The sequence below is a fragment of the Streptomyces sp. NBC_00569 genome (assembly GCF_036345255.1).
Lineage (GTDB): Bacteria > Actinomycetota > Actinomycetes > Streptomycetales > Streptomycetaceae > Streptomyces.
In genome coordinates this window covers 7,849,973-7,875,850 of record NZ_CP107783.1, presented here as the reverse complement: position 1 = coordinate 7,875,850, position 25,878 = coordinate 7,849,973, and the positions used below count along the sequence as shown (strand labels likewise).

Below are 25,878 nucleotides of genomic sequence, written 5' to 3'. Positions count from 1 at the left end.
TCAGAGCAGCGGCTTGTACAGGTGGAACTCGGTCGCCCGGTATCCGAGCGACTCGTACAGACGGACGGCCGGGGTGTTGCCCGCGAAGACGTTCAGCCCCAGGCGGGCGGCGCCCGCGGCGTGCGACTCGGCCTCCGCCAGGAGCATCAGCGACCGCCCGTGGCCGTGTCCGCGATGCTCGGCCGCGACCTCGACGTCGTAGACGTACGCGCTCTCGCCGCGCAGCGCGACCCACAGCGTGCCCACGACCGCGCCCTCCGCCTCGAGCACGCTCAGGACCGCGTCCCGTGCGGCGAGCCCTTCCGCGAGCGTCGCCGCGTGATCGGCCTCGGCCTTGGCGCGTGCCTGGGCCTCCGGGACGCCCCGCTCGACCAGGGTGCGCACATAACCGGCCTGCGTGTGCGTCTCCCACGCGGTGAACTCGGGGCCGGTCATGCGCCGTCCCGCGCTGCCCGCCGGAAGCGTGGGGGGCTCGGCGGGAAGCTCCTTCTCCATGTTCCGGTTGCGCTCGACGTAGCCGAGGGCGGTGGCCAGGGCGAGGGCACGCTCGGCCGGCGCGGGGATCGAGACCTCGATCCTGCCGCAGCCCCAGCTGCGCGCCACCTCCTCGGCGGCGAGCGCGGCGACGGTGCCGCGGCCACGCCCGCGGTCCGCCTCGTCGATCCGCAGATCACGGATCCGGGCCACCCCCTCGCCGTAGACGGGGTGGGTGCCCAGACCCAGCTCGCCGACGGGGCGGCTGTTCACGCACACCTGGTAGTGGCGTGACCGCGTCCCGTCGGCATCGCGCTGAAGCGGCTCGGTCGGCCGCAGGGTGGTGGTCATCAGGGGTGTTCTACCCGCCCTGCGACCACCGTGTCACCCGGATCAGGAGTCGTCCTGTCTACGGGTCGAGGTCGTCCGCCGCGCGCTCGTCGAAGACGCGCATCGCCTTGGCCGTGACGGGACCGGGCGCGCCGGGCAGCTCGCGTCCGTCGACCCGGTGCACGCCCTGCACGTCGCGCAGCGTGGACGTCAGGAAGATCTCGTCGGCGCGCTCCAGGACGTCCAGCGGCAGATCGGTCTCCTTGGCGCCGGTCCACTCGACGGTCAGCGCGCGGGTGATGCCCGCCAGGCAGCCGGAGGCGACCGGCGGGGTGTGGATCTCGCCGTCGAGGACGACGAAGACGTTCGACCCCGTGCCCTCGCAGAGCTGACCCACCGTGTTGGCGAACAGCGCCTCGGAAGCGCCCTGTTCGCGCGCGCGAGCGAGCGCGACGACGTTCTCCGCGTACGAGGTGGTCTTCAGGCCGGTGAGCGCGCCGCGTTCGTTGCGCGTCCACGGGACCGTGACCGTGGCGGTGGAGTCGGGGCGCCGGGCGGCCTCGCCGAGGGCGACCACCAGTGTCGGCCCGTGCTCACCGCGGTCCGACCCCAGCGGGGAGAGCCCTCCGGTGTACGTGATCCGCAGCCGGCCGAGCGGCATCGGGTTGGCCTCGAGGACGGCGTCGCAGGCCCGGCGCACCTCGTCGAGGTCGGGCTCGGGCAGACCGAGACCGCGCGCGGAGCGGGCGAGCCGGTCCAGGTGGCGGGTCAGCGCGAACGGCTTCCCGTCGACCGACTTCACGGTCTCGAAAATGCCGTCGCCCACAGTCAGGCCGTGGTCGAACACCGAGACACGGGCGGCCTCGAGGTCCTGCAGTGTGCCGTCGAGCCAGATCTTCACGTAGGGATCCCTCCACTTTCCTGGTACGTACCCGACGCTACCGCGAGCAGCCGAGAAGCCTTCAGTTCGGTCTCCCGCCACTCACCTTCGGGGTCGGATCCCCAGGTGATTCCGGCGCCGGTGCCGAACCTCAGGACGCCCTCGGCCCGGTCGGCCCAGAAGGTGCGGATGCCGACGGCCAGCTCGCCGGTGCCCCGGTCGGCGTCGACCCATCCGATGCCGCCGCAGTACGGACCTCGGGGCGCCGTCTCCAGGGCGTCGATGATGCGCAGGGCGCTGGACTTGGGCGCTCCGGTGACCGAGCCGGGCGGGAACGCGGCGTCGAGCAGGTCACGCCAGCCCGCGCCGTCGCGCAGTTCACCGCGGACGGTGGAGACGAGGTGGACGAGGCCCGGGTGCTTCTCCACGACGCACAGCTCCGGGACGGTCACGGAGCCGGTCGCGCAGACGCGTCCGAGATCGTTGCGGACCAGGTCCACGATCATCACGTTCTCCGCGTAGTCCTTCTCCAGGAGGTCCGCCTCGGTACGGCCCGTGCCCTTGATCGGTCCGGACTCGACGGTCCGCCCGGTGCGGCTCAGGAAGAGTTCAGGGGACGCGGTGGCTATCTCCACGCCGTGCTCGGGAAGGCGGATGGTCCCCGCGTAGGGGGCCGGGTTGCCGCGCGCGAGGAGCGCCGTGAGGGCGTCCACGTCCGCGCGCGGGGGGAGGGGCGCGGACATGACGCGGCAGAGATTGGCCTGATAGACGTCGCCGGCCGCGATGAGGGCGCGGATCCTGCGGACGCCCTCGGTGTACGCGGCCCGGTCGAGGGACGACGTCCAGTCACCGGCCGCGGGCCCCTGCCAGGCCCCGGGGACCGGGGCGGGCACGGGCTCCTCCCGTACGGAGTCGAAGCGGGCACACACAAGACGGCCCTCGAAGTCCGCGGACACGGCCCAGAAGCCGGCGGAGTCCAGGGCCTCGGGATCGCTGGTCACGTCGCGCAACTCGGTCGCTACGAGACCGCCGAAGCGGGCCAGAGGGGGCAGGTCGTGAGGGAGGTCGCGCACGTCTTCGAGTCTATGGCGGGTGTCCCCCGCGTGACCTGGGGCGGTCGCACCGCAGCACGCTGCGCAAACGCGTTTTTGTACTGGCCCAGGAATCCGCTAGAGTTCAACACGTCGCCGGGACGCGCAAGCGAAACGGAAACGACAAGCGGACGTAGCTCAGTTGGTAGAGCGCAACCTTGCCAAGGTTGAGGTCGCCAGTTCGAACCTGGTCGTCCGCTCAGGAAGTGGGGGATCTTCCCGAACCCCCACACTCCTGGTGGAGTGGCCGAGAGGCGAGGCAACGGCCTGCAAAGCCGTCTACACGGGTTCAAATCCCGTCTCCACCTCCAAGGACGATTAGCTCAGCGGGAGAGCGCTTCCCTGACACGGAAGAGGTCACTGGTTCAATCCCAGTATCGTCCACTGGATCATCGCGAAGGTCATCTTCCCGACGGTCCGAAACCCCGCGCGATTAGCTCAGCGGGAGAGCGCTTCCCTGACACGGAAGAGGTCACTGGTTCAATCCCAGTATCGCGCACGCAGTACCACTCACGGGTCCTGATACAGTCTGGTCCGTCCCGCGCGATTAGCTCAGCGGGAGAGCGCTTCCCTGACACGGAAGAGGTCACTGGTTCAATCCCAGTATCGCGCACACTCAAGAAGCCCCCAGCCTTTCGGCCGGGGGCTTCTTCATGTGCAGGGCGGCTCAGGAGGAGAAGAGCATCCGGCCGAAGCCGCCCTTGTGGTGGCCGTGGTGACCGTGGTGACCGCCGTGGTGCGGGGCACCCCAGGCGGGGGCGGGGGCCGACGGGTACGCCTGCGGGGCCGGAGGCGCCGGCGGCACCTGTTGCTGCCACTGGGACTCGAGGCGCGTCAGGGACTCCAGCTCGCCGTAGTCGAGGAATATCCCCCGGCAGCCGCTGCACTGCTCGATCTGGACGCCATTGCGGTTGTACGTGTGCATCGGTGCATGACACTTGGGGCACTGCATGGTCGGCTCAACTCCTCGCCGTTCGGCACTTCTTCGCCGGAACACTTCCCGGCATCGGTCCGTTGCACCCTACTTCGCCACGCCGTGTGCCAACTCGGCCGGTACCGCTGCCATTCGGTCACAGGCGTCGACCATGGCCTCCTCCGCCTCGTCGAGCGCCCGGCCGGCCGCGACGGCCTTGGCCACGGCAAGCGCCGCGGTCTGGACGGTGAGGGCGCGGGCCGGGGCGTCGAGGGTGGACCACGGGTCGCCCTGGAGCGACGGAGCGCCGCCCGCCTCCTGGTACGCGGTGAGGAACCTCGTCCACTCCTGTGCGGGAAGCAGGCCGCACGCGAACCACGCAGCAGGGCGGGCGAGGTCCCAGGCCGGGTCTCCGGTGCCGAGGTCGTCGACATCGATCAGGAGCCAGGGGCCGGTGCCGGCGGGGCGGCGGACGAGCTGGCCGAGGTGCAGGTCGCCGTGGCACAGGGCCGACGCGTGCCGGGCGGGGCTCTCGGCGCGGGCCCAGGGCGGCAGGCCCGACCAGGCGCGCAGGATCGGGGAGGACGCCGGGTGAGGGCCGGCGGCCAGGAGCCGCGCGACGGCGAGAGCCGCCTTGGCCGGGCCGCGCATCGGCGGGAGCGGGCCCGGGAGTTCCGCCGTGGGCACCGCGTGGAGGCGGGCCAGGAGCGTGGCCGCCTCCTCCCACGGCGCGTGTTCGGGGGCGTCGGGGTCCACGGGGCTGCCGTGCGGCCAGACGGTGACGAGCCGGTCGTCCACATCCGCCGCGACCGGGGCGAGGGGCGGCAGCAGGATGCCGGGGAGTGCCGCCGCCGCGGCGAGGCGGGCGCCGAGCTCGGCGGGATCCGTACCGGGGGCGTGGGCCTTGGCGACGATGTCTCCGTGGCGCACGACCGTGCCGTCCGCCCGGTCGGCGAGTACGGTGCCCGCGGCCGGGCAGGCGCAGGGCCCCTGACCGGGGTGCGCCGCGCGGCGTGCCGTGGCGGTGAGTGCGGGCAGCAGGACGGATGCGGTCATCGGTGGTTCCCCCCGGGTGGTGTCACCACGAGCGTATGCAGAGACCGGCGGGTGGGTCCTGCCGGTGCGCGGGCAGAACAATGGCCGCGCAGCTCCCCAGCTGCGCGGCCATCATGTGCCGTCCGCCGCACCCCCGTCCCCACGGGGTTTCATGGCCGGATGTCCCCGCCCGGACCGCTCTTCCGGGCCTGGGGCGCCGCTCAGCGCCCCAGCATCACGCCCACGGACGACGCTTGTGTGACCACTGCTTCCCAGCCGCCGAAGACGACTACGAGCAGGGCCGCCAGGGGAAGAACCATGGCTGTCGCCACCAAGGGGTGACGGCGCTCGGAACGACGGCCGCCGAACGCGGCGAATGCCCTGCGTCCCTGCGTGCGGACCATCGTCCGCGGTGCCGTGTCCGCCATGGTTCCTCTCCCGGTCAAGATCTTCGGTTTGGCAGCGGCGGGTACCTGACCTCGGGGGACGAGTGCTTGCACCCGCCGCTTGACCTCAAATCTAGGCGCGTCAGGCGCCACGGGCGTCATGCCCTCGTACCGATTGCCGGGCCTCCCGGAGGATGACCGCCGCTCCTTCGCCTACTCCCCTGGGTGGAGAAGAGGACCTAGGTCTCGGGCTAGGTCTCGGGGTCTTCCCGGAGGGGACGCCCGGCGCGGGCCGCCGCCTCCGAGGGCTCCTCCCTGGGCACCGGCTGCTCGACCAGGGCGAGTACGCGGGTCGCCATGAATCGTGCCGTACGCACGACAGATCCGGAGCGGGTGACTTCGCTCACTTCCACCACGCCCCTGCGGACCGCCGTCTCGACCCGGCGGCCCGCCCGACTCGCCACCACCTCGTACGTGCGCGTCGTGTCCCCCGCGTCCACGACTATCTCCACTCGGTCACCCTTCACAGGCCCAATCCCCCTTCTACGACGGATGGTTGGCGATCAGGGCAGGTGCGGGTCGCACCGCTCCCGCTTTCCCTGACCACCTCTCAAGTTTCCCACCGGGCACTGACAATCGATCGGATCGCGAGGGCGCGGCCTATGCGCGCACCCGGCCGTGGAAACGTAAGCTGTCGCTCGTCAAACGGACCGGGCAGCGGGGATGGACATGGCGATGATGCGCCTGAGGCGCGAGGACCCGCGTGTCGTCGGCTCGTTCAGGATTCACCGGCGGCTCGGCGCGGGCGGGATGGGCGTCGTCTATCTGGGCTCCGACCGACGTGGCCAGCGGGTCGCGCTGAAGGTGATCCGGCCCGATCTCGCGGAGGACCAGGAGTTCAGGTCGCGCTTCGCGCGCGAGGTCTCCGCGGCCCGCAGGATCAGGGGCGGCTGCACGGCCCGCCTGGTCGCGGCCGATCTCGACACCGACAAGCCGTGGTTCGCCACCCAGTACGTCCCCGGGCCCTCGCTGCACGACAAGGTCGCCGAGGAGGGGCCGCTGGCCGCCTCCGACGTGGCCGCGGTCGGTGCGGCGCTGTCCGAGGGGCTCGTCGCCGTGCACGAGGCGGGCGTCGTGCACCGCGACCTCAAGCCGTCGAACATCCTGCTGTCGCCCAAGGGGCCGCGCATCATCGACTTCGGCATCGCCTGGGCGACCGGCGCCTCCACGCTCACCCATGTCGGTACGGCTGTCGGCTCCCCCGGGTTCCTCGCCCCCGAGCAGGTGCGGGGCGCCGCCGTCACGCCCGCCACGGACGTCTTCGCGCTCGGCGCCACCCTCGCGTACGCGGCGATGGCCGACTCGCCCTTCGGGCACGGCAGTTCCGAAGTGATGCTGTACCGGGTCGTGCACGAGGAGGCCCAGCTGCACGGTGTACCGGACGCCCTGTCCCCGCTGATCCGGGCCTGCCTCGCCAAGGACCCCGCGGAGCGGCCCAGCACGCTCCAACTGTCCCTGCGGCTCAAGGAGATCGCGGCCCGCGAGGCGCAGGGCCTCGGCGACGCAAGGCCGCCCGCCCCGCGCGGGGACACCGACCGGCCCACGGGCCGGCTCGCCGAGCAGTACGCGGAGCAGCGCACGCAGCGCCGCGCTCCGCAGGGCACTCCCCCGCCCCGTCCGAGCAACGGCTCCTCACGGACCGGCGGCAGCACAAGGCCGGGCGCGCCCCGCAACACGACGCGTTCGGGCTCGCGCCCCGCTGCTCCCCGCAGCAACGGCGGGCGGCAGGGGCCGCGTACGACGGGGACCGGGAAGCGACGGCCCGCCAATCCGCGGCTGCTGCGCCAGCGGCTCTTCGTGTTCGTGGTGGTGACGCTGCTCGTGGCGCTCGCGATCGCGGCGGCGCAGGGCTGCCAGGGGCCGTCGCGCGGGCTCGGTGAGCCGCGCGACGGCGTGCACGCGCAGGAGACGCTGCCGCGCCCCTACCTCTGAGGTCCGGTCAGGACCGGGGGCTGCCGGTGGCCACCGCGTAGAACGCGACCGCGGCAGCCGCTCCCACGTTGAGCGAGTCGACGCCGTGGGCCATCGGGATGCGCACCCATTCGTCGGCGGCGACCAAGGCCTGGGTGGAGAGGCCGTCGCCCTCGGCGCCGAGCATCAGGGCCACGCGGTCCATCCTGTGCGGGGCCACCTCGTCGAGGCTCTTCGCCTTCTCGTCGGGGGTGAGAGCGAGCAGGCTGAAGCCCGCCTCGCGTACCGACTCCAGTGACTTGGGCCAGGATTCGAGGCGCGCGTAGGGGACCGAGAAGACGGCGCCCATGGAGACCTTCACCGAGCGGCGGTAGAGCGGGTCGGCGCAGTCCGGGGAGAGCAGGACCGCGTCCATGCCGAGCGCGGCCGCGCTGCGGAAGATGGCGCCGATGTTCGTGTGGTCGTTCACCGCTTCCATGACGACGACGCGGCGCTGCGTGGCGAGGAGTTCACCGGCGGTCGGGAGCGGCTTGCGCTGCATCGAGGCGAGGGCGCCGCGGTGCACGTGGTAGCCGGTGACGCGCTCGGCGAGGTCCGGGCTCACGGCGTAGACCGGGGCCGGGACCTCGTCGATGACGTCGCGCATGACGTCGACCCACTTGGCGGAGAGCAGCATGGAGCGCATCTCGTACCCGGCCTGCTTGGCCCGTCTGATCACCTTCTCGCCCTCGGCGATGAAGAGGCCCTCGGCGGGCTCGCGCCTGCGGCGGAGCTCGACGTCGGTCAGGCCCGTGTAGTCGCGCAGGCGCGGGTCGTCGGGATCTTCGATGGTGATGAGACCTTGAGCTTCAGCCACAGGTTGATACTGCCTTGTCCTGGGTGCGGTGCCAACGGCTCGGAGCGAGTTCTGTTACCGCTGGTTACGTGTGGGGGTTCGAGACGGGTCAGGCGGTGCGCCGCGGGCCCACCGCGACGACGTCGCCGATGACGATGACGGCCGGGGGCCGCACCTCGTGGGTGCGGACGGCCTCCTCGACCGTCTCCAGGGTCGCGTCCACGCGGCGCTGGGCGGCGGTGGTGCCCTCCTGGACCAGGGCGACCGGCGTCTGCGCGGACTTGCCGTGCGCGATGAGGGTCTCGGCGATCCTGCCGATCTTGTCGACGCCCATGAGGACGACGAGGGTGCCGCGCAGCTTGGCGAGGGCGGGCCAGTCGACGAGCGAGCGCTCGTCGTCGGGCGCGACATGGCCGCTGACCACGGTGAACTCATGGGCGACGCCGCGGTGGGTGACCGGGATGCCCGCCGCTCCGGGGACGGAGATCGAGCTGGAGATGCCGGGGACGACCGTGTACGGAATGCCCTCGGCCTCCAGCGCGATGGCCTCCTCCATGCCGCGGCCGAAGACGTACGGGTCGCCGCCCTTGAGGCGTACGACGGCCTTGCCCTGCTTGGCGTGCTCGATGAGCGCGTTGTTGATGGCCTCCTGGGCCATGTAACGGCCGTACGGGATCTTCGCCGCGTCGATCACCTCGACGTGCGGCGGGAGTTCGTCGAGCAGGTCGCGGGGGCCGAGCCGGTCCGCGATGACGACGTCCGCCTCGGCGAGGAGACGGCGGCCGCGCACGGTGATCAGGTCGGGGTCGCCGGGTCCGCCGCCGACCAGGGAGACACCGGTGGCGCGGGTGCGGTGGTGCGGGGCGACGAGCGTGCCGTCGCGCAGGCCCTCGACGATCGCGTCGCGCACGGCCGCCGTGTGGCGGGGGTCGCGCCCGGCGGCGTCGGTGGTCAGGACGGCGACCGTGACGCCCTCGGAGCGGCCGGTGGCCGGTGTCCAGGCGGTGGCCGCGTCGGCGTCGTCGGAGCGGACGCACCAGACGCGGTGGCGTTCGGCCTCGGCGGAGGCCGCCTCGTTCGCGGTGCGGTCGCCGGTGGCGATGAGGGCGTACCAAGCGTCGGCCAGGTCCCCCTCCGCGTACGGGCGCCGCGACCAGGTGAGTTCACCGCCGTCGGCCATGGCCTCCACCGAGGGCGTCGCGGTGGGCGAGACCAGGTGGATGTCGGCGCCCGCCGCGATGAGGGCCGGGAGGCGGCGCTGGGCGACCTGGCCGCCGCCGAGTACGACTACGCGGCGGCCGGTGAGACGGAGGCCTACGGGGTACGCGGGGTGTTCTGCGGCCATGGGCGTGCGGCTCCTCGTGCGGGTGGCGCGTGTGACGGGTGATGCCTACGAGGCTCGCTTCGGCGCTGGAGCGGGCCTTTGACGTGCGGGTTCAGCGTACGGGGCGGGCGGGACCCGTGTCCCGGCCCGCCCCTGTGACGGTGAGGGCTGCCGCCCTCGGCCCTGCTACTTCTCCGTGACGCCCGCCGAGTCGAACGTCGCCACCTCGTGCATCGCACGGGCCGCGCTCTGGACGATGGGCAGGGCGAGGAGCGCTCCCGTGCCCTCTCCGAGGCGGAGGTCCAGGTCGATCAGGGGGCGCAGGCCCAGCTTGTTCAGGGCCGCCACATGGCCGGGCTCCGCGCTGCGGTGGCCGGCGATGCAGGCCGCGAGGACCTCGGGGGCGACGGCGCGGGCGACCAGGGCGGCCGCGCCGGCGCTGACGCCGTCCAGGATCACCGGGGTGCGCAGCGACGCGCCGCCCAGGAGGAGACCGACCATCGCCGCGTGCTCCAGGCCGCCGACCGCGGCGAGGACGCCGATCGGGTCGGCCGGGTCCGGCTGGTGGAGGTCGAGCGCGCGACGGACGACCTCGACCTTGCGGGCGTGGGTCTCGTCGTTGATGCCCGTGCCCCGGCCGGTCACCTCGGACGGGTCGACGCCCGTGTAGACCGAGATCAGGGCGGCCGACGCCGTGGTGTTGGCGATGCCCATCTCGCCGGTGAGGAGCGCCTTGTTGCCGGCCGCGACGAGGTCACGGGCCGTCTCGATGCCGACCTCGATGGCCGCCTTGACGTCCTCACGGCTCAGCGCGGGCCCGGTGGTCATGTCGGCGGTGCCGGCCCGGACCTTACGGGGCAGCAGGCCCGGGGTCGCCGGGAGTTCGCTCGCCACGCCCACGTCGATGACGCAGACCTCGGCGCCGACCTGGTTCGCGAACGCGTTGCAGACCGCGCCGCCGCCCAGGAAGTTGGCGACCATCTGGGCCGTGACCTCCTGCGGCCACGGGGTGACACCCTGGGCGTGCACGCCGTGGTCGCCCGCGAAGATCGCGACGGCCGCGGGCTCGGGGATCGGGGGCGGGCACATCCGGGACAGGCCGGAGAGCTGGGCCGAGATGATCTCCAGCATGCCGAGCGCGCCGGCCGGCTTCGTCATCCGCTTCTGCCGCTCCCACGCCTCGCCGAGCGCCTTGGCGTCCAGCGGGCGGATGTTGGAGACGGTCTCGGCGAGCAGGTCGTGCGGGTCCTCGCCGGGCAGGGCGCGGCGGCCGTACGTCTCCTCGTGGACGACCCAGGACAGCGGGCGTCGCTTGGACCAGCCGGCCTGCATCAGCTCGGGCTCGTCCGGGAACTCGTCGACGTAGCCCACGCAGAGGTAGGCGACGACCTCGAGGTGGTCGGGCAGGCCGAGGGTGCGGACCATCTCGCGCTCGTCGAAGAAGCTGACCCAGCCGACGCCGAGACCTTCGGCGCGGGCCGCGAGCCACAGGTTCTCGACGGCGAGCGCGGAGGAGTACGGGGCCATCTGCGGCTGTGTGTGGCGGCCGAGGGTGTGGCGGCCGCCGCGCGTCGGGTCGGCGGTGACGACGATGTTCACCGGGGTGTCGAGGATGGCCTCGATCTTCAGTTCCTTGAACTGCTTCGCGCGGCCCTTGGGCAGGGACTTGGCGTACGCGTCCTTCTGGCGCATGGCCAGTTCGTGCATCGTGCGCCGGGTCTCGGCGGAGCGGATGACGACGAAGTCCCAGGGCTGCGAGTGGCCGACGGACGGCGCCGTGTGGGCGGCCTCCAGGACGCGGAGCAGCACGTCGTGCGGGATCGGGTCGCTGCGGAAGCCGTTACGGATGTCGCGGCGCTCGCGCATGACTCGCAGGACGGCCTCGCGCTCGGCCTCGTCGTAGCCGGGAGCGGCCGGGCCCGCGTGGTCGTCGGCCGGGGCCGGCGGCGTCTCGGGGGTCGCGTCCGTCACGTCCTGAGGGGCGGGGTCGGCCTCGCGGGCGGCGGGGACGAGGGTCTCCGGCGCAGCCTCCACGAGCGTCTGCCCGGTCTCCGCGACGGGCTCGGCGGCCTCAGGGGCGATCTGCGGCGCTTCGGCCGGGACGGGGGTCTCGGCGACGGCGACGGGGAGCACGGGAGATGCCTCGGCGGGCGCCTCGAACGCCTCGGGCGCCTCGTTCACCCCGGCGGTCGCGTAGAGCTCAGCCGCCTCGGGGATCTCAGTCACCTCAGGGATCTCAGGGGCTTCGTGCGTTGCCTGCGGCTCGTTCGTCGCGTGCGTTTCGTTCATCGCGTGCGCCGCGTCGTCGACCGCGTGCGCGTCATGTGTCTCGGGTACCACGTGGACTTCGTGTGCTTCTTGCGCTTGGGGGACCTGGTCCGCGTCGGGTGTTTCGAGGGCCTCGTCGATGAGGACGGGGGCCGGGGCGGCGGGCGCCGCCTGTTCGGGCGACTCGGCCGCGGGTTCCGGCAGCGGCGGCACGACCATGTGCTGCGGCGGCGTCGGCGCGAGGTGCGGCGTGGTCGGGATCGTCCCCTCGACGGGCACGAACTGGCCGAGCGGCTGCGCCGCCTGGTCCGCCGGACCCTCGGAGGGAGCCTGCGGGAAATGCCGGCCCTGGACCGCCTCGGGTGCCATGGCGAACTGGCCGGAGTGCGGGTCGACGGGGAGCTCACCGGGGTGCGCGGCCATCTGCTGATGCCCCGCGTAGGCGGCCACCGGCTCGGGCTGCACCGCGAACTGGGCGCTCTCGGGGCCCTGCCCGACCGGCGCGAACTGCACACCGTTCGGAGCGGAGGAGTAGTCGACGGCGTACTCGGCCGGCGCGGCCTGCTCCTCGGCGAACAGGACAGCGTCGGGAGCCGCCGCGTACACCGGCACCTCCTCGGGGACGGCGAACTCCGGGGCCACCGTGGCCTCCGCCGGCTGCTCGGCCTGCGCGGCGTGCGGGTCCTGCAGGTCCTGCGCTTGCTGCGGCGCCGGGGCGAACACGGGGGCGTCGCCGACGGTCTGCTGCGTCGGGGCGGCCGGTGCGACGGGAGTGGCGTCCGGGACGACCGTTTCTGCTGCGGCCTCCGGCGCGAGCTCCTGTGCGACCTCCGCGGTGGGCGCCTCGAAGTCCTGCTGCGGCTCCTGCACGCCCCAGGGAGCGGCGCCCTGCGGCGGGATCTCACCGAGCTGCGGCGCCGGGGCGCCCGTCTCGTCGCGCGGGATGTCGAGGTACTCGGGCTCCGTGGTGGGCGGGCCCGCCTGACGTACCGGCATGGGGTTCGGCGGTGTGTGCGCGGGGCCTCGGTCGGCGAGCGAACGGACGGGGCTGCCCGTGCCGTCCGGCACCGGCGGGCCCATGTGCAGCGGGCGACGCGCGGGCCCGGGGTGCGGGGCGGGCGAGGGCCCCGGCACTCGGACGCCGTTCAGGTCGACCTGGCCGCTGTCCCGGCCCGCCGTCTCGTGGGGGCCCGGCTCGTGCGGGGCGGGCATCGGGGCGGCCTGCGGCTCGCCCCAGGCGCCCTGCGAACCCGGCATCAGCAGCAGATCGTCGTCTTCGGTGGGGGTTTCGGAGGGGTCGAGGAAGGTGTACGCACCCGGGGCGGGGACGCCCGGCTGTTCCACCGTGCCTGCGTTCTCCGGCAGCCCCTCGCCCGGAACCTGGCCGGTGTCGGTCATGCGTACCCCTCGCCCATCGGTTAGTGCTTCTTCGGCAGCCCCCGGCCGTCGGCCGGGGATGCGACCCCAGTGACCGGAGCGGCGCACCGACCGCCCGTCATGAAGAACGAGCGTGAGTGCCGTGCGGCACGAGCCGGCTGAGGACAACAGGTATTGTCCCGCTCGGCCGGCTGCCACCGCACCTGGATCGGGCACGGCCCGCTGTGGACTGCGCCACGTTGCGCATCCTCCGGTCCTGCCGTACCACACGCACCCCAAAAGTGGCGCGTTTTCCGGACATTGACCGACGGAAAGCCGGACGTCCGGGTGCAGTACAACGATCGGCCAGCCTACAGCGCGCCCCGGAGCGACGGGGTCACGGGTTGCGGTCGGGCAACTCCCCGGAGAGCAGGAACCCCACGGTCCGCTCCTTCTCGGTCCAGGCGCGAGTGTCCAGCTCGACGGACTGCAGGAGCGAACACTCGACCCGGTAGCCGTGCTCCGTCAGGTCCCGGCCGATGAGTTCGGCGGCATCGCGTGTCGCGGCGTGCGTCACGATGCGTCGGGGACGGCGGTCCGCGACGGCGGAGACGACGGCCGCTCCCCCGCCCCCGATGCGTACGACATCGGGTTCGGGCAGGTCTTCGAGGATGTGGGGCGCCGTGCCGTGCACGATCTGCGGCTGCACGCCGAAGCGGCGGGCGGTGGCGAGCGTGCGGGCGCAGGCGTCGGCGTCCCGGTCGACGGCGATGACGGCGGCGCCGAAGCGGGCGGCCTCCGCGGTGAAGGCTCCGTTGCCGCAGCCGATGTCCCAGACGAGGTCGCCCACGCGCGGCCCGGTGCGGGCGAGTTGGGCGGCGCGCAGGGGCTCGGTCTCGCCCTCGCCGAGGCGGCCGCCGTACTCGGCGGCGGGCAGTGCCCAGCCGCGCGGGGTGGCCGAAGGGGCGCCGCCGGCGAGCCAGGCGCTGTCGTCGGACGGGGCGGTCGGGCCGCCGATGACGATGACGACGTTCGGGTCGCGCCAGGTGTGGTCGGCGGCATTGTCGCTGGTCACAACGGTGACCTGCTCGCGGTCGGTGCCGAGCTCCTCGCAGATGACGAAGGTGCGGTGGACGCCTTCGAGGAGCAGTCCGAGTTCGGCGGGGCCCGCTCCGGGCGAGGTGAGGACGGCGACCTTGGGGTGGGCGCGGCAGACGTTGACGGCGCGGCGCAGGGTGCGGCGTTGGGCGACGACGACCTGGGCGTCATCCCAGGGCATGCCGGCGCGGGCGAAGGCCTGGGCCACGGAGGAGACGGCGGGGACCACTTCGACCTCGAGGCCGAACTCGGGCGCGCGCAGAGTGCGTACGACTCCGAAGAAGCCGGGGTCTCCGTCGGCGAGGACGACGGCGGTGCCGCGGTGGGCGGCGATGCGGCGGGCGGCGAGCGACACACTGCCGAGCCTGATCCGCTCGGCGCGGCCCGGGAGCTCGGGAAGGGCGAGGTGGTGGCCCGCGCCCGCCACGAGGGTGGCGGCACCGAGGGCGGAGCGTGCCGCCGCGGTCAGGGGCGAGCCGTCCCAGCCGATCACCGTGACCCGGTCGGCCATCGTCGTCAGTCTCCTGGGGGTTCTCGCGGGTCGAACGGGCTCGGTGAGCGTACCTGGTGTACCTGGGTGCGACCTTCGGGGTCAGTTCCAGTCCGGAAAGGTCGTGTATCCGCCGGTCTCGGCGAACTCGTCGGAGACGCCGTCGAGGTCCTCGGGCAGCAGGCTCCACACGATGAAGTCGGTCCGCAGGTCCTCCCAGCCGCCGTCCTCGGTACGGGTACGCGCTATGCACGCGTTGCGCAGGACGCCCTCGCTGATGCAGCCGATCTTCTGGGCGACCTGCTGGGAGGCGGTGTTGTCGGCCGCGGTGCGCAGCTCCAGGCGCTCCAGGCCCTGCTCGCGGAAGAGCCAGCGGGCGGTGGCGAGCGCCGCCTCGGACGCGTAGCCCTCGCCGCGGGCCCAGGGCGCGATGATGTACGACAGCTCGGTGGAGCCCACGTGCCAGTTCGTCTTGCCGAGCTGGACGATCCCGACCAGGCGCTGGGTGAGGAACTCGGTGACGGCCAGGTCGAGGCCGCGGCCCGCGATGCGCTCGGTGGGGGCGTACCGGGTGATCCAGGTGCGGGCCTGGTCCTCACCGAAGGGCTGGGGCACCGACGTCCAGGCGGCGACCATCTCGTCGTTCATCATCTCGGCGAGGGCGGGGGCGTCGTCCTCCTCGAGGGCACGCAGGACCAGCCGCTCCGTGCTGATGGAGATGTCCGGGAAGCCCCGAGTACCAGTCGTCATGGCGCCGCTCCGTAACCTTCATGGCCTGGTGAAGTGCCCAGCATGCAGCATGAAGGCACGTAACCGCACCACGGGGTCCTCTCCCGGTGCGGAAGAGGACCCCGTGCAGGTGCGGTGGCTGCGGGTGGTGTCAGCCGGCGGCGACCGGAAGCACCGAGCCCTTGTACGTGTCCTCGATGAACCTCTTCACCTCGGGCGAAGTCAGCAGCCCGGCAAGCTTCTTGACCCGGGGGTCGTCCTCGTTGCCCTGCTTGACGGCGAGGACGTTGTTGTACGGGTTGCCCTTCACGGACTCCACGAGAATGGCGTCCTTCTCGGGGCTCAGGTTCGCGTCGAGCGCGTAGTTGTTGTTGATGACCGCCGCGTCGACGTCCCCCAACGAGCGGGGCAGCTGGGCCGGTTCGAGCTCCTTGAAGACGAGCTTCTTCGGGTTGGACGCGATGTCCTGCGGGCTCGCGTTCGCGCCTGCGCCCTTCTTGAGCCCGATGACGCCCTTGGAGGCCAGGAGTTCGAGCGCCCTGCCCTCGTTGGTGGTGTCGTTCGGCAGTGCCACGGTCGCCCCGTGACGGAGGCCGGTGACGTCGTCGGTCTTCTCGGAGTAGACGCCCATGGGCGGCAGGTACACCTCGGCCACCGCGCTCAGGGTGGTGCCCTTGGACTTGTTGAAGTCGTCCAGGTAGGGCTTGTGCTGGTACAGGTTGGCGTCGAGGGTGCCGTCCTGGAGGGCGGTGTCCGGCAGGACGTAGTCCGTGAACTCCTTGATCTCCAGGTCGAGTCCGGCCTTCTTCGCCAGGTGCTGCTGTACGTACGCGAGGACTTCACCGGCCGGCGTCGGGGTGGCGCCGACGACGAGCTTGCCGCTCCTGTCGCCGGAGCCGGACCCCGGGTCGCCGGACCCGCAGGCCGTCAGGCCGAGCGCGAGGGCTCCGGCGATGACGGCTGCGGGGATCGTGACGGCGCGCATCAGTAGGTGCTCGTGTCCCGGCTCAGAAGGAGGGGAGCACGGAGCCCTTGTACTTGTCCTCGATGAACTTCTTCACCTCGGGCGACGTCAGCAGCTTCGCGAGCTTCTTGACGCGCGGGTCGTCCTCGTTGCCCTTCTTCACGGCGAGGACGTTGTTGTACGCGTTGTTCTTCGTGGACTCCAGGGCGAGGGAGTCCTTGGCGGGGTTGAGGTGGGCACCGATCGCGTAGTTGCCGTTGATCACCGCGGCGTCGACGTCCTGCAGGGAGCGCGGGGTCTGGGCCGCCTCGACCTCCTTGAACTGGAGGTCCTTCGGGTTCTTCGCGATGTCCTGCGGGGTCGCGGTGGCCTCGGAGCCGCTCTTGAGCGTGATGAGCTTGTTGGCGGCGAGGAAGCGCAGGGCGCGGCTCTCGTTGTCGGCGTCGTTCGGGAGGGCGATGGTGCCGCCCTTCTTCAGGTCGCCGAGCGCCTTGGCCTTCTGGGAGTAGAGGCCGAGCGGCTCGAGGTGGACCGTGGCGACGGACTCGAGGTGCGTGGCGTTCTTCTTGTTGAAGTCTTCCAGGTACGGCTGGGTCTGGAAGTAGTTGGCGTCCACGGACCCGTCCTCGGTCGCCGTGTTCGGCGTGACGTAGTCGGTGAACTCCTTGACCTCGAGGTTGAGGCCGGCCTTCTTCGCCAGGTGGGCCTTCACGTACTCGAGGATCTCGGCGTGCGGGACGGGGGTCGCCGCGACGACGAGCGGGTCGGAGGCCTTGGCCTTGGTGTCGCCCTTGTCGGAGCCGCAGGCGGTCAGGCCCAGGGTGAGGGCGCCGGTGGCGAGGACAGCAGCGGTGATCTTGGTGGTGTTACGCACGAAAAGTGCCTTTCTCCATGGGTGGTGCAACCCGCCGGGTGGGGCGGGGAGACAGTGATCAGCGGGTCAGGGGGTCAGCGGGTCTTGGCCGGGGTGGCCTCCGCGGTGGCGACACCGCCCAGCAGACCGGCGAAGGCGCGGAAGCGGAGCGGTTCGCCGCCCTTGCCGCTCCGGCGGTGCAGGACGCGGGCTCCGCTGTCGCCGGCGAACTGGATCAGTGCGATCACGACGGCGAGGATCGCCACGATGATCCACATCAGCTCGGCCTCGAAGCGCTGGTAGCCGTAGCGGATCGCGAGGTCGCCGAGGCCGCCCGCGCCGACCGTGCCGGCCATCGCGGAGTAGCCGATGATCGCGATGATCGTCGTGGTGGTGGCCGAGATCAGCGACGGCAGCGACTCCGGCACGAGGACCTTGCGGACCACGGTCCAGGTGTTGCCGCCCATCGACTGCACGGCCTCGACCAGACCGCCGTCGACCTCGCGCACGGAGGTCTCGACGAGTCGCGCGAAGAACGGGATGGCGCCGATGGCGAGCGGCACGATGGCGGCCTCGCGGCCGATGGTGGTGCCGACGATCCAGCGCGTGAAGCCCATCAGGGCGACCATCAGGATGAGGAACGGCATCGAGCGGACGATGTTCACGATCTGCCCGATGACCTTGTTCACCACGGCGTTCTGCAGCAGGCCGCCGCGGTCCGTGAGGACCAGCAGGACGCCGAGGGGCAGGCCCACCACGACCGCGATCAGCGTGGACCAGCCGACCATGTAGAGGGTGTCCCAACACGCCTGGGACAGCAGCGGCTGCATCTCCGACCAGGTCACTTGGTGACACCTTCCTTCAGCAGTACGGGCTCGTGACCCTGGATCTCGACCTGGAGGCCCTGCTCGCGCAGGAACCCGATCGGCACGACGTTCTCGTCGAATCGGCCGGGCAGCTCGATGCGCATGCGGCCGACCTGCTTGCCCGCGACGGTGTCCATCGCGGCGCCGAGGATCGAGATGTCGATGTTGTAGGTGCGCGACAGCTGCGAGATGACCGGCTGGGTCGTCGACTCCCCGTGGAAGGTGACGTCGATGACCGTGCGGTCCGCGCCGGAGGCGTCACCGCTGACCGGGAAGAGCGCGGCGGCGAGCTCGGAGCCGGGCGTCGCGAGCAGCTCGCCGACCGTGCCGGACTCGACGATCTGTCCGCGCTCCATGAGGGCGGCGGAGTCGCAGACCGTCTTGACGACGTCCATCTCGTGCGTGATGAGCAGGACGGTCAGGCCGAGCTGCTGGTTGAGGTCGCGCAGGAGCTGGAGAATCGAGCGGGTGGTCTCGGGGTCGAGGGCGCTGGTGGCCTCGTCGGAGAGCAGCACCTTCGGGTCGCCGGCCAGGGCGCGGGCGATGCCGACGCGCTGCTTCTGGCCGCCGGAGAGCTGGGCCGGGTAGGCCTTGGCCTTGTCGGCGAGCCCGACCAGGTCGAGGAGCTCCAGCGCCTTGCGGGAGCGTTCCTTGCCCGACTTGCCGAGGATCTCGAGCGGCAGCTCGATGTTGTCCTGGACCGTGCGCGAGGACAGCAGGTTGAAGTGCTGGAAGACCATGCCGATACGGCTGCGTGCCTCGCGCAGCTCCTTGCCGGCGCGGGAGCCGCGGCCGACGAGGGCGGTGAGGTCCTGTCCGGCGACCGTCACGGTGCCGGAGGTGGGACGCTCCAGGAGGTTGACGCAGCGGATGAGGGAGGACTTGCCGGCGCCGGACTGGCCGATGACGCCGTACACCTCGCCCTCGCGGACGTGCAGATCGACGCCGTCGAGGGCGGTGACCTCTCGACCGCTCGAGCGGTAGACCTTGGTGAGGCCCTGGGTGGTGATCACGTGGGATTCCGTCACTGTCGATTGCGCGGCGCGGGTGAGCGCCTGCGGCGGGCATTCATGGTCGGGATCGGCCTGGGCGCAGCACGGTTCTCGCTGTGGCGGTGGAACCGGGGGGAGACTGTGCGCGGGGCGGCCCGGTCACGTACGGAATGAGCACGGACAGGGCGCGGCGTTTCGCTTCGGGGCGCGAGAACAGGCGGTGCGGGGGCCCTCAGAAGGCGCACATTCGACACATACAACGAGCACCGGGCGTCATCGTCGCCTCGGTCGCAAGGGTGCGGCTGCTCGTCGTGGTCATGCGAAAAGTAAAGCAGAAGTGCGCCCGGATCCCCGAACCGCTGTCCGAATAGCGGACAGCCCTGGACAGTGGACTGCCCGGCCCGGCCCCCGCCCGAGTGACCCGTGCGGCCAGTGCGGGCAGGGGCAGGAGGTGGTTCCCGCCGTCCTCCACGCCCGGCCCGGCACCCGGCGCGCTGTGGCCAACGCCACGGTGGCGGGGCCGCGCGCAGCGGGCCTTTTCGGCCGTAATAGGGTCTCGGCATGCTTGATGCCCTGACGGTCGCGACCGCTGTCGCCGCGCTCGCGCTCGCCGCCTGGTGCGGCTTCGCCGCCTACCGCGACCAGCCGACCAAGGACTGGCACTTCATCGGCATGGCCGTGGTGTCGCTGCTCGCCACGGTCCAGCTGATCGTCGGCATCGTGCAGCTGGCGCGCGGCGAGAAGCCCGACCAGGGCACGACGATCTTCGTGGCCTATCTGATCGGCGCCTTCGCGTGCATTCCGGCGGCCGGCTTCATGTCGCTCGCCGAGCGCACCCGCTGGGGTTCGGCGACGGTGGCGGCCGGCGGCATCGTGCTGGCCGTCCTGCAAGTGCGGCTCTACGACATCTGGGGAGGCTGAGGTGTCCGTGACCTCACAGAGCGAGAGCGGCAGCAAGCCGCAGAGACTGACCAGCGGCCCCGGCACGCTGCTGGTGTGGCTGTACGGCGTGATGGTGGTCGGCGCGGTCTCGCGCTCGGCCGTCCAGATCTCGACGGAGTTCGGCCACGCGCCGCTCGCCTACTCACTGTCGGCGCTCGCGGGCATCGTGTACGGCTTCATCACGTACTCACTCGTGCGCGGTGGGGAGAAGGCCCGCAGGGCGGCGCTGGTGTGCTGCGCCGCCGAGCTCGTGGGCGTACTGACCGTGGGGACGTGGACACTGGCGGACCCGTCGGCGTTCCCGGACGCCACGGTCTGGTCGGACTACGGCATGGGCTATCTGTTCATTCCGGTACTGCTCCCGGTGACTGCCATGTTCTGGCTCAACAAGGCGCGCAGGACTGCCGCCCAGGGCTTGCCGGCAGGGCCCTAGGGAACTGCCGGCCCTCTAAGCGACGAAGGCACCCGCTTCCGCGTCCTTGGCGAGCGTCACCACGGTGAGCCGCTCGTCGACGCGCTTCGTGGACACGGCCGCGTAGCCGTGCTTCCGGTAGAGCCGCAGGTTGTGCTCGCTGCGGTGGCCGGTGAACAGCTGGAAACGCTTGGCGGCACCGTCCGCGCCGAGCTTCGTCTCGACAGCGTCGAGCAGCCGCCCGCCCAGGCCGTGGCGCTGCATGCGCGGGTGCACGACGAGCTTGCCTATCCGGGCCGTGCCGTCCGCGTCGATGGTGCCCCGCACCGCGGCCACGACTTCCTCCCCGAGCCGGGCCACCAGGACCGTGCCGCCCGCGAGTTCGGCCCTGACGGAGTCGAGCGGTTCCGTCAGCGGCTCGATCGAGTAGTCGCCGTAGAGCTCGGCCTCGCTCTGGTAGCACAGGTACTGAAGTTTGAGGATCTTCTCGGCGTCCTGCTCGGTCGCCGCAGAGATGATCACGCTCATGCCCATGTGTGCATGCCTCCCGCTCACCTGCTCCGCCGGTTGTCTATCGCTCCTTTCCCCAGGGTTCAGGAGCCGCAACCTCCGCTGCCAGCATTCTGCGCAGGCATCCCAGACATCTGGAACGTTCCGGACCGAGGCTGCCCTGTGAGATACCCAACTCGCCTGCGATCTCGCGGTAGGTGAGGTCCTGCGGCGACAGGAAGGCGGCCACGACGCGGGGGCAGCGCCCGGGCAGCCGGCGCACTGCGGCGTGCAGCGCGCGGTGGCGGTCACCGGTCAGTGCTCGCTGTTCCGGGCCGTGTTCGAAGTCGTCGGCGGGCTCGGTGACGTACGAAATCTCCCGCAGCGCGGCGTGGCGGGTGCGGCGGGCCTCGGAACTGACGGCGGCTGTGAGCCAGGCGACGGGGTCGGCGGGCGGGCCGTCGGAGTCGATACGCTCCAGCAGGCGCAGCCAGACGGCCTGTTCGAGGTCGCCGGGTTCACCCGCGCCGGCGTGGGCCTCCGCCGAGACCTCGGCGGCGATGAGCGGGCGCAGGGTGTCGATGACCAGGTCGTACGTCATGCCGGGCGGGACGCGGCCGCCCGGGCGTGTGGTTGCCGGGGCGGCCGCGCGTCACCCCAACCGGGGCCGGGGTGCGCGGTGTTGACGGCGCGCTGACGGAGGTCAGGCCTTCAGGAAGTCCTCGCGGGCGAGGAGCGCCGTGTCGCAGTTGTCCGAGAAGATGCCGTCGATGCCGGTGGCCAGGTAGGCCTTGAAGGCGCCGAACGCGTCGCCGTAGGCGTTCGGGTCGGTGCCCTTCTTGAAGTCGGCGGGCAGGAAGGTGTTCTCGTTGCGCATCGTGTACGGGTGCAGGATCAGGCCCGCGGCGTGCGCGTCCTTGACGAGCGTGGTGGGCGCGAGGAGCTTGCCGTCCTTGTCCTTGGGAATGACGAGGTCGAGCGTGGGGCCGATGCCCTGGGCGTACGAGGCGATCTCGTCGAGGCCCTCGGGGGTGATGAGGTCGGCGACGGTGCGCGGGTCACCCGCGTCGACGAAGTCCCAGGGGCGGGAGTTCGCCGTCGACAGGAGCACGACGAGCGGGTTGTCGACCAGCTTGTTCAGGCGCTGGATGCTGGTCGGCTCGAAGGACTGGAGGAAGACCGGCGAGTTCTTCTTGTTGACGCCGTACTTGCGCAGGAGCGTGGCGACGCGCTCCTCCAGGCCGAGGCCGAGCTTGCGGAAGTAGGTGGGGTGCTTGGTCTCGACGTGGATCCACACCTCCTTGCCGCGCTCGCGGCTCTGCCGCTCCCGCCACTTGAGGACCTCTTCGAAGGTGGGGATCTCCCAGCGGCCGTCGTAGAGGGTGTTGCGCTGGCGGTTGCCGGGGATGCGCTCCTTGGCGCGCAGGGTCTTCAGCTCGGCGAGCGTGAAGTCCTCGGTGAACCAACCGGTGGTGGCGACCCCGTCAAGGCTCTTCGTGGTCTTGCGGCCGGCGAACTCGGGGTGCGCGGAAACGTCGGTCGTCCCGCCGATCTCCGGCTCGTGACGGCATACGAGGTGACCGTCCTTGGTGGGCACGAGGTCGCCCGCCTCGATGACGTGCGCACCCATGTCCAGGGCCAGCTGGTACGAGCCGAAGGTGTGCTCCGGTCGGTAGCCGCTCGTACCGCGGTGGGCGATGACGGTCGGCGCGGGCAGGCTCTTGTAGCCACCGCCACCGTGATGTCCGCCACCGCTGCGCTCGTCGGCGCTCGCCACGCCGGGCGCGCCCAGGACGGCTCCGCCCGCGCCGAGCACCGCCGCACCCAGTACCGAACGGCGGCCGAGCTGCGACCCCCGGGACTCCTGAGACTTCCGCATCCCCATTGAGCACTCCTCCCACATCGCTGCCTTGCACCTGTCAAAGCGCAACCGATCGTAGGTGTGCGGGAGTGACCAGTGGGAGACCCTGGGCCGAACGGAAGGGTGATGCGGGGTGACTCCTGTGCGCCGGATGACGGCCAACGGAGCGTAAATGCGGGTCAACACTGCGTATCGAGTGCGTGAACCCGATGTGCAACGGGCCGGGGGCCGCGAGTATCGTCCTCACCTGCACAGACTTCAGCTCATCAACCACGGCTTAGGCCGCCACCCCTTGACACCGGAGGGCCCGTTGTCCCGTTTCGCGTTCATCAAGGCAGTGCTCTCACCGATCATGCGCCTGATGTTCCGCCCCCGTGTGGAGGGCGCCGAGAACATCCCGGGCACCGGTCCGGTCATTCTCGCGGGCAACCACCTGACCTTCATCGACTCGATCGTGCTGCCGATCGTCTGTGACCGTCAGGTCCTGTTCATCGGCAAGGACGAGTACGTCACCGGCAAGGGCGTCAAGGGCCGCGTCATGGCGTGGTTCTTCACCGGCGTCGGCATGATCCCGGTCGACCGGGACGGCGCGAACGGCGGTGTCGCGGCGCTCATGACAGGCCGTCGCGTCCTGGAGGAGGGCCAGGTCTTCGGCATCTACCCCGAGGGCACCCGCTCCCCCGACGGCCGGCTCTACCGCGGCCGCACCGGCATCGCCCGGCTGACCCTGATGACGGGCGCGCCCGTCGTCCCGTTCGCGATGATCGGCACGGACAAGCTCCAGCCGGGCGGCAGTGGCCTCCCGCGGCCCGGCCGCGTCACGGTCCGCTTCGGCGAGCCGATGGAGTTCTCCCGCTACGACGGCATGGGCCGCGACCGCTACGTGCTGCGCGCCGTGACGGACTCGGTGATGGCGGAGGTCATGCGCCTGTCCGGCCAGGAGTACGTGGACATGTACGCGACCAAGGCGAAGGCCGCCTGAGCGGGTCGCACTGGAACATGACGAAGGGCCGCACCCGGTGGGTGCGGCCCTTCGTCATACATATGGACGCCTCGACGCCAGGTGATGGTGCGTCATCCGTACGGCCGTGTCGTCATCCGTACGGCCGCGTCCGTCACGGGTGTTCGACGCCGTCCTCCAGCTTCTGGCCGCGCAGCAGGAACCACGCCGCCACCGCCGTCGCGAGGAGTACCGCCGCGCCGACCCCCGCGGCCGCCCGCAGCCCGTCGACGAAGGCGTCCTGCGCCGCCGAGATCAGTTCGCTCGCGCTGTGCGCGGGCAGCGCCGAGACGGAATCGACCGCGCCGCCCAGGGATTCGTGGGCGGCCGACGCCACCTCGGACGGGGTGCCGGCCGGGGCCGTGAAGTCCCGGTAGACGCCCGTGACGATGGAGCCGAGCAGGGCGATACCGAGGGCCGCGCCCAGCTCGTACGCCGTCTCGGAGACCGCCGAGGCCGAGCCCGCCTGCTCCTTCGGCACGTTGGAGAGGATCACGTCGGCCGTGACGGTGAACGAGAACCCCGCGCCGACGCCGACGATCAAAAGCACCGACCCGAGCAGCGGATAACCGGTCGACTGGCTCAGCCCGGTCAGCCCGGCCAGGGCGAGGCCCACCGCGGCGAGGCCGCCCGCGACGACGGAGCGCACGGAGAACCGGCGCGCGACCCTGCCGGCGACCAGCCCGGCCGCCACCGCGCCGATGGCGGCGGGCAGTTCGGCGAGACCGGCCTCGAACGGACCGCGCCCCTGGACCAGTTGCAGGAACTGGGAGAGGAAGAACACCAGACCCGAAAGACCGAGGATGGTGAGCAGGTCGGCCAGGACCGCGGCCGAGAATCCGCGGTGGCGGAACAGGCGCATGTCGAGGAGCGGCGCGGGCAGCGTGAGCTGGCGTCGGACGAACCACGCCAGAGCGGCCAGTCCGAGCACGCCGGACGCCGGCACCTGCCAGCCGAGGCCGTGCGACGCGGCCTCCTTGACCGCGTAGACGACGCCGATCATGCCGACGAGGGACAGGACGACGCTGATCAGGTCCCACGGGCCGCCCGCCGGGTTCTTCGACTCGGGCAGCAGCTTGACGCCGACGACGACGAGGACCGCCATCACGGGCAGGTTGATCAGGAAGACCGAGCCCCACCAGAAGTGTTCGAGCAGGAAACCGCCGACGACGGGACCCACGGCCGCGCCCGCCGAGGCCGCCGCACCCCAGATGCCGACGGCGAGGGAACGCTCGCGCGGGTCGGTGAAGATGTTGCGGATCAGGGCGAGGGTCGAGGGCATCAGGGTGGCACCCGCGACACCGAGCAGCGCCCGGGCCAGGATCATCATTTCGGGGCTCGTCGCGTACGCGTTGAGCACCGAGACGGCACCGAACGCAACCGCGCCGGTGAGCAGCAGCTTCTTACGGCCGATGCGGTCGCCGAGGCTGCCCATGGAGACCAGGAGTCCCGCGATCACGAACGAGTAGACGTCGCCGATCCACAGGAGCTGCGTACCGGTCGGCTCCAGGTCCTCGCTGATGTACGGCGTCGCGAGACCGAGCACCGTCGCGTCGACCGCGACCAGGAGCACCGCGAGCACGAGGACGGAGAGCGCGAGCCATCGTCCTCGTCCGGGCCTCGGCTCCACCTCCGCCGCGAATGTGCGCTGGTGTGTGCTGGTCATGGTTCCACTCTCCGTCTGGCGCCGCCGAGCAGAAGCTCGACGATCATGTGTTGGAAGTCCTTGGCGGCCACACGGCCGTCCTGTACGGCCCAAGCGCCCCCGCCGATCAGGCTGTAGAGCGCCTCCGTGAGCCACGCGGGTGTCAGGTCGATACGGAACTCGCCGCGCTCCTGGCCGCGCGTGAACAGCCCGGCGATACGGGCGTCGAGCCGGGCCCAGCCCTCGTTCTGCGACTCGCCCTCGAAGAGCTGGTTCTCCGTGACGAGGAAGGCGAGGAGTCCGGCGCACGGCTGGACCTCCGCCACGAGCCGGCGTACGGCGTCGTCGGCGCTGCCCTCGTCGAGCCGGGCGGCGTCGAGAGCCGCTTCGCACTCCTGGATCCCCAACTCCTCGAGGGCCCGGACGAGTGCGTCCCGGCCCGCGAAGTGCCGGTGCAGCGTGGCGCGGCTGAGACCGGCCGCCCTGGCCACCTCGTCCATCGTGGCCGTGGCCTTGCGGGTGAGCAGGGCGGCTGCGGTGCGCAGCACCTGGTCTCGGTCGACTGACATGAGACGAGGATAGACCATGTGAGACATGTTTGTCTCATGCAGGCCGTAGACGTCTCACAGGGGCTGGCTATACAGGGGCGAATCGGGGCGGGGCGGGCGCGCCAG

25 protein-coding genes and 5 tRNA genes are annotated in these 25,878 nt (G+C 71.5%); 9 read left to right on the top strand and 21 right to left on the bottom strand.

Annotated elements, in window-relative coordinates:
• Genes OHO83_RS35460 through OHO83_RS35450 form a run of 3 tightly spaced genes read right to left on the bottom strand, consistent with a single transcriptional unit; the run spans position 1 to position 2,757 of the window.
• Entirely contained in the window at positions 1-825 is an 825-nt protein-coding gene (locus tag OHO83_RS35460; protein ID WP_266668458.1) for a GNAT family N-acetyltransferase, read from the bottom strand.
• A 58-nt stretch (positions 826-883) separates the two neighbouring features.
• Positions 884-1,705 (bottom strand): aminotransferase class IV, encoded by an 822-nt coding sequence (locus OHO83_RS35455; RefSeq protein ID WP_266668460.1) that lies wholly within the window; start codon positions 1,703-1,705, stop codon positions 884-886.
• The gene (locus OHO83_RS35450) at positions 1,702-2,757 is read right to left on the bottom strand and encodes a chorismate-binding protein (protein ID WP_266668462.1); all 1,056 of its coding nucleotides are present in this window, start codon (positions 2,755-2,757) and stop codon (positions 1,702-1,704) included. Before OHO83_RS35450 ends, OHO83_RS35455 begins: the two co-directional genes overlap by 4 nt.
• Positions 2,758-2,902: 145 nt before the next feature.
• Here OHO83_RS35450 and OHO83_RS35445 point away from each other — a divergent pair.
• The 5 genes from OHO83_RS35445 (at position 2,903) to OHO83_RS35425 (ending at position 3,388) form a co-directional block, all read left to right on the top strand.
• Positions 2,903-2,975, top strand: a tRNA-Gly gene (locus OHO83_RS35445).
• A 37-nt stretch (positions 2,976-3,012) separates the two neighbouring features.
• Positions 3,013-3,086 (top strand) — tRNA-Cys (locus OHO83_RS35440).
• A 1-nt stretch (position 3,087) separates the two neighbouring features.
• Positions 3,088-3,159 (top strand) — tRNA-Val (locus tag OHO83_RS35435).
• Between the two features lie 43 nt (positions 3,160-3,202).
• Positions 3,203-3,274 (top strand) — tRNA-Val (locus OHO83_RS35430).
• Positions 3,275-3,316: 42 nt separating this feature from the next.
• Positions 3,317-3,388: transfer RNA gene (locus tag OHO83_RS35425), tRNA-Val, on the top strand.
• 54 nt (positions 3,389-3,442) lie between these two features.
• On the opposite strand, the gene OHO83_RS35420 is transcribed toward OHO83_RS35425, so the two are convergent.
• From OHO83_RS35420 to OHO83_RS35405, 4 genes are all read right to left on the bottom strand, one after another.
• Positions 3,443-3,727: a TFIIB-type zinc ribbon-containing protein gene (locus OHO83_RS35420; RefSeq protein ID WP_116503309.1), complete on the bottom strand. Its 285-nt coding sequence runs from the start codon at positions 3,725-3,727 to the stop codon at positions 3,443-3,445.
• Positions 3,728-3,796: 69 nt separating this feature from the next.
• Entirely contained in the window at positions 3,797-4,744 is a 948-nt protein-coding gene (locus tag OHO83_RS35415; RefSeq protein WP_330280275.1) for a phosphotransferase family protein, read from the bottom strand.
• Between the two features lie 200 nt (positions 4,745-4,944).
• Positions 4,945-5,151 carry a hypothetical protein gene (locus OHO83_RS35410; RefSeq protein ID WP_116503303.1) on the bottom strand — a complete coding sequence of 69 codons (207 nt, stop codon included), beginning with the start codon at positions 5,149-5,151 and terminating at the stop codon, positions 4,945-4,947.
• Positions 5,152-5,360: 209 nt separating this feature from the next.
• Positions 5,361-5,636, bottom strand: coding sequence for a hypothetical protein (locus OHO83_RS35405; RefSeq protein WP_266668466.1), 276 nt, complete (start codon positions 5,634-5,636; stop codon positions 5,361-5,363).
• A gap of 196 nt (positions 5,637-5,832) precedes the next feature.
• Here OHO83_RS35405 and OHO83_RS35400 point away from each other — a divergent pair, with 196 nt between their 5' ends.
• Positions 5,833-7,101, top strand: coding sequence for a serine/threonine-protein kinase (locus OHO83_RS35400; protein WP_266668468.1), 1,269 nt, complete (start codon positions 5,833-5,835; stop codon positions 7,099-7,101).
• Between the two features lie 7 nt (positions 7,102-7,108).
• Here OHO83_RS35400 and OHO83_RS35395 read toward each other — a convergent pair whose 3' ends face one another.
• The 9 genes from OHO83_RS35395 to OHO83_RS35355 form a co-directional block, all read right to left on the bottom strand.
• A complete protein-coding gene (locus OHO83_RS35395) occupies positions 7,109-7,936 on the bottom strand; it encodes a TrmH family RNA methyltransferase (RefSeq protein ID WP_266668470.1) in 828 nt (275 codons plus the stop codon).
• An 88-nt stretch (positions 7,937-8,024) separates the two neighbouring features.
• A complete protein-coding gene (gene cobA, locus OHO83_RS35390; RefSeq protein ID WP_266668472.1) occupies positions 8,025-9,260 on the bottom strand; it encodes a uroporphyrinogen-III C-methyltransferase in 1,236 nt (411 codons plus the stop codon).
• Positions 9,261-9,425: 165 nt separating this feature from the next.
• Positions 9,426-12,905, bottom strand: a complete 3,480-nt coding sequence (cobT, locus tag OHO83_RS35385) for a nicotinate-nucleotide--dimethylbenzimidazole phosphoribosyltransferase (protein ID WP_330280274.1) — start codon at positions 12,903-12,905, stop codon at positions 9,426-9,428.
• A 355-nt stretch (positions 12,906-13,260) separates the two neighbouring features.
• Positions 13,261-14,472: a precorrin-6y C5,15-methyltransferase (decarboxylating) subunit CbiE gene (cbiE, locus tag OHO83_RS35380; protein WP_330280273.1), complete on the bottom strand. Its 1,212-nt coding sequence runs from the start codon at positions 14,470-14,472 to the stop codon at positions 13,261-13,263.
• Positions 14,473-14,553: 81 nt separating this feature from the next.
• The gene (locus OHO83_RS35375; protein ID WP_266668476.1) at positions 14,554-15,201 is read right to left on the bottom strand and encodes a GNAT family N-acetyltransferase; all 648 of its coding nucleotides are present in this window, start codon (positions 15,199-15,201) and stop codon (positions 14,554-14,556) included.
• A gap of 130 nt (positions 15,202-15,331) precedes the next feature.
• Positions 15,332-16,165, bottom strand: coding sequence for a MetQ/NlpA family ABC transporter substrate-binding protein (locus OHO83_RS35370; protein ID WP_266668477.1), 834 nt, complete (start codon positions 16,163-16,165; stop codon positions 15,332-15,334).
• 22 nt (positions 16,166-16,187) lie between these two features.
• Positions 16,188-17,018 carry a MetQ/NlpA family ABC transporter substrate-binding protein gene (locus tag OHO83_RS35365; protein WP_266566441.1) on the bottom strand — a complete coding sequence of 277 codons (831 nt, stop codon included), beginning with the start codon at positions 17,016-17,018 and terminating at the stop codon, positions 16,188-16,190.
• A 74-nt stretch (positions 17,019-17,092) separates the two neighbouring features.
• A complete protein-coding gene (locus tag OHO83_RS35360) occupies positions 17,093-17,842 on the bottom strand; it encodes a methionine ABC transporter permease (protein ID WP_266668478.1) in 750 nt (249 codons plus the stop codon).
• Positions 17,839-18,876: a methionine ABC transporter ATP-binding protein gene (locus OHO83_RS35355; protein WP_266668479.1), complete on the bottom strand. Its 1,038-nt coding sequence runs from the start codon at positions 18,874-18,876 to the stop codon at positions 17,839-17,841. The genes OHO83_RS35360 and OHO83_RS35355 overlap by 4 nt, the downstream gene beginning before the upstream one ends.
• Positions 18,877-19,416: 540 nt before the next feature.
• Between OHO83_RS35355 and OHO83_RS35350 the strand changes: the two genes are divergently transcribed.
• Positions 19,417-19,776, top strand: coding sequence for a hypothetical protein (locus OHO83_RS35350; protein ID WP_330280272.1), 360 nt, complete (start codon positions 19,417-19,419; stop codon positions 19,774-19,776).
• A 1-nt stretch (position 19,777) separates the two neighbouring features.
• Positions 19,778-20,230 (top strand): hypothetical protein, encoded by a 453-nt coding sequence (locus OHO83_RS35345; RefSeq protein ID WP_266668481.1) that lies wholly within the window; start codon positions 19,778-19,780, stop codon positions 20,228-20,230.
• A 15-nt stretch (positions 20,231-20,245) separates the two neighbouring features.
• Here the strand turns inward: OHO83_RS35345 and OHO83_RS35340 are convergent, their stop codons facing one another.
• From OHO83_RS35340 to OHO83_RS35330, 3 genes are all read right to left on the bottom strand, one after another.
• Entirely contained in the window at positions 20,246-20,743 is a 498-nt protein-coding gene (locus tag OHO83_RS35340) for a GNAT family N-acetyltransferase (protein WP_266668482.1), read from the bottom strand.
• Positions 20,744-20,780: 37 nt separating this feature from the next.
• The gene (locus OHO83_RS35335; protein WP_266668483.1) at positions 20,781-21,299 is read right to left on the bottom strand and encodes an RNA polymerase sigma factor; all 519 of its coding nucleotides are present in this window, start codon (positions 21,297-21,299) and stop codon (positions 20,781-20,783) included.
• A gap of 102 nt (positions 21,300-21,401) precedes the next feature.
• The gene (locus tag OHO83_RS35330; protein ID WP_266668484.1) at positions 21,402-22,583 is read right to left on the bottom strand and encodes a glycerophosphodiester phosphodiesterase; all 1,182 of its coding nucleotides are present in this window, start codon (positions 22,581-22,583) and stop codon (positions 21,402-21,404) included.
• A gap of 328 nt (positions 22,584-22,911) precedes the next feature.
• Between OHO83_RS35330 and OHO83_RS35325 the strand changes: the two genes are divergently transcribed.
• Positions 22,912-23,541, top strand: a complete 630-nt coding sequence (locus OHO83_RS35325) for a lysophospholipid acyltransferase family protein (RefSeq protein ID WP_266676198.1) — start codon at positions 22,912-22,914, stop codon at positions 23,539-23,541.
• 133 nt (positions 23,542-23,674) lie between these two features.
• On the opposite strand, the gene OHO83_RS35320 is transcribed toward OHO83_RS35325, so the two are convergent.
• Positions 23,675-25,225 carry an MFS transporter gene (locus tag OHO83_RS35320; RefSeq protein ID WP_329436036.1) on the bottom strand — a complete coding sequence of 517 codons (1,551 nt, stop codon included), beginning with the start codon at positions 25,223-25,225 and terminating at the stop codon, positions 23,675-23,677.
• Positions 25,222-25,773 carry a TetR/AcrR family transcriptional regulator gene (locus tag OHO83_RS35315; protein WP_266668486.1) on the bottom strand — a complete coding sequence of 184 codons (552 nt, stop codon included), beginning with the start codon at positions 25,771-25,773 and terminating at the stop codon, positions 25,222-25,224. The genes OHO83_RS35320 and OHO83_RS35315 overlap by 4 nt, the downstream gene beginning before the upstream one ends.
• Positions 25,774-25,878 lie beyond the last annotated feature (105 nt).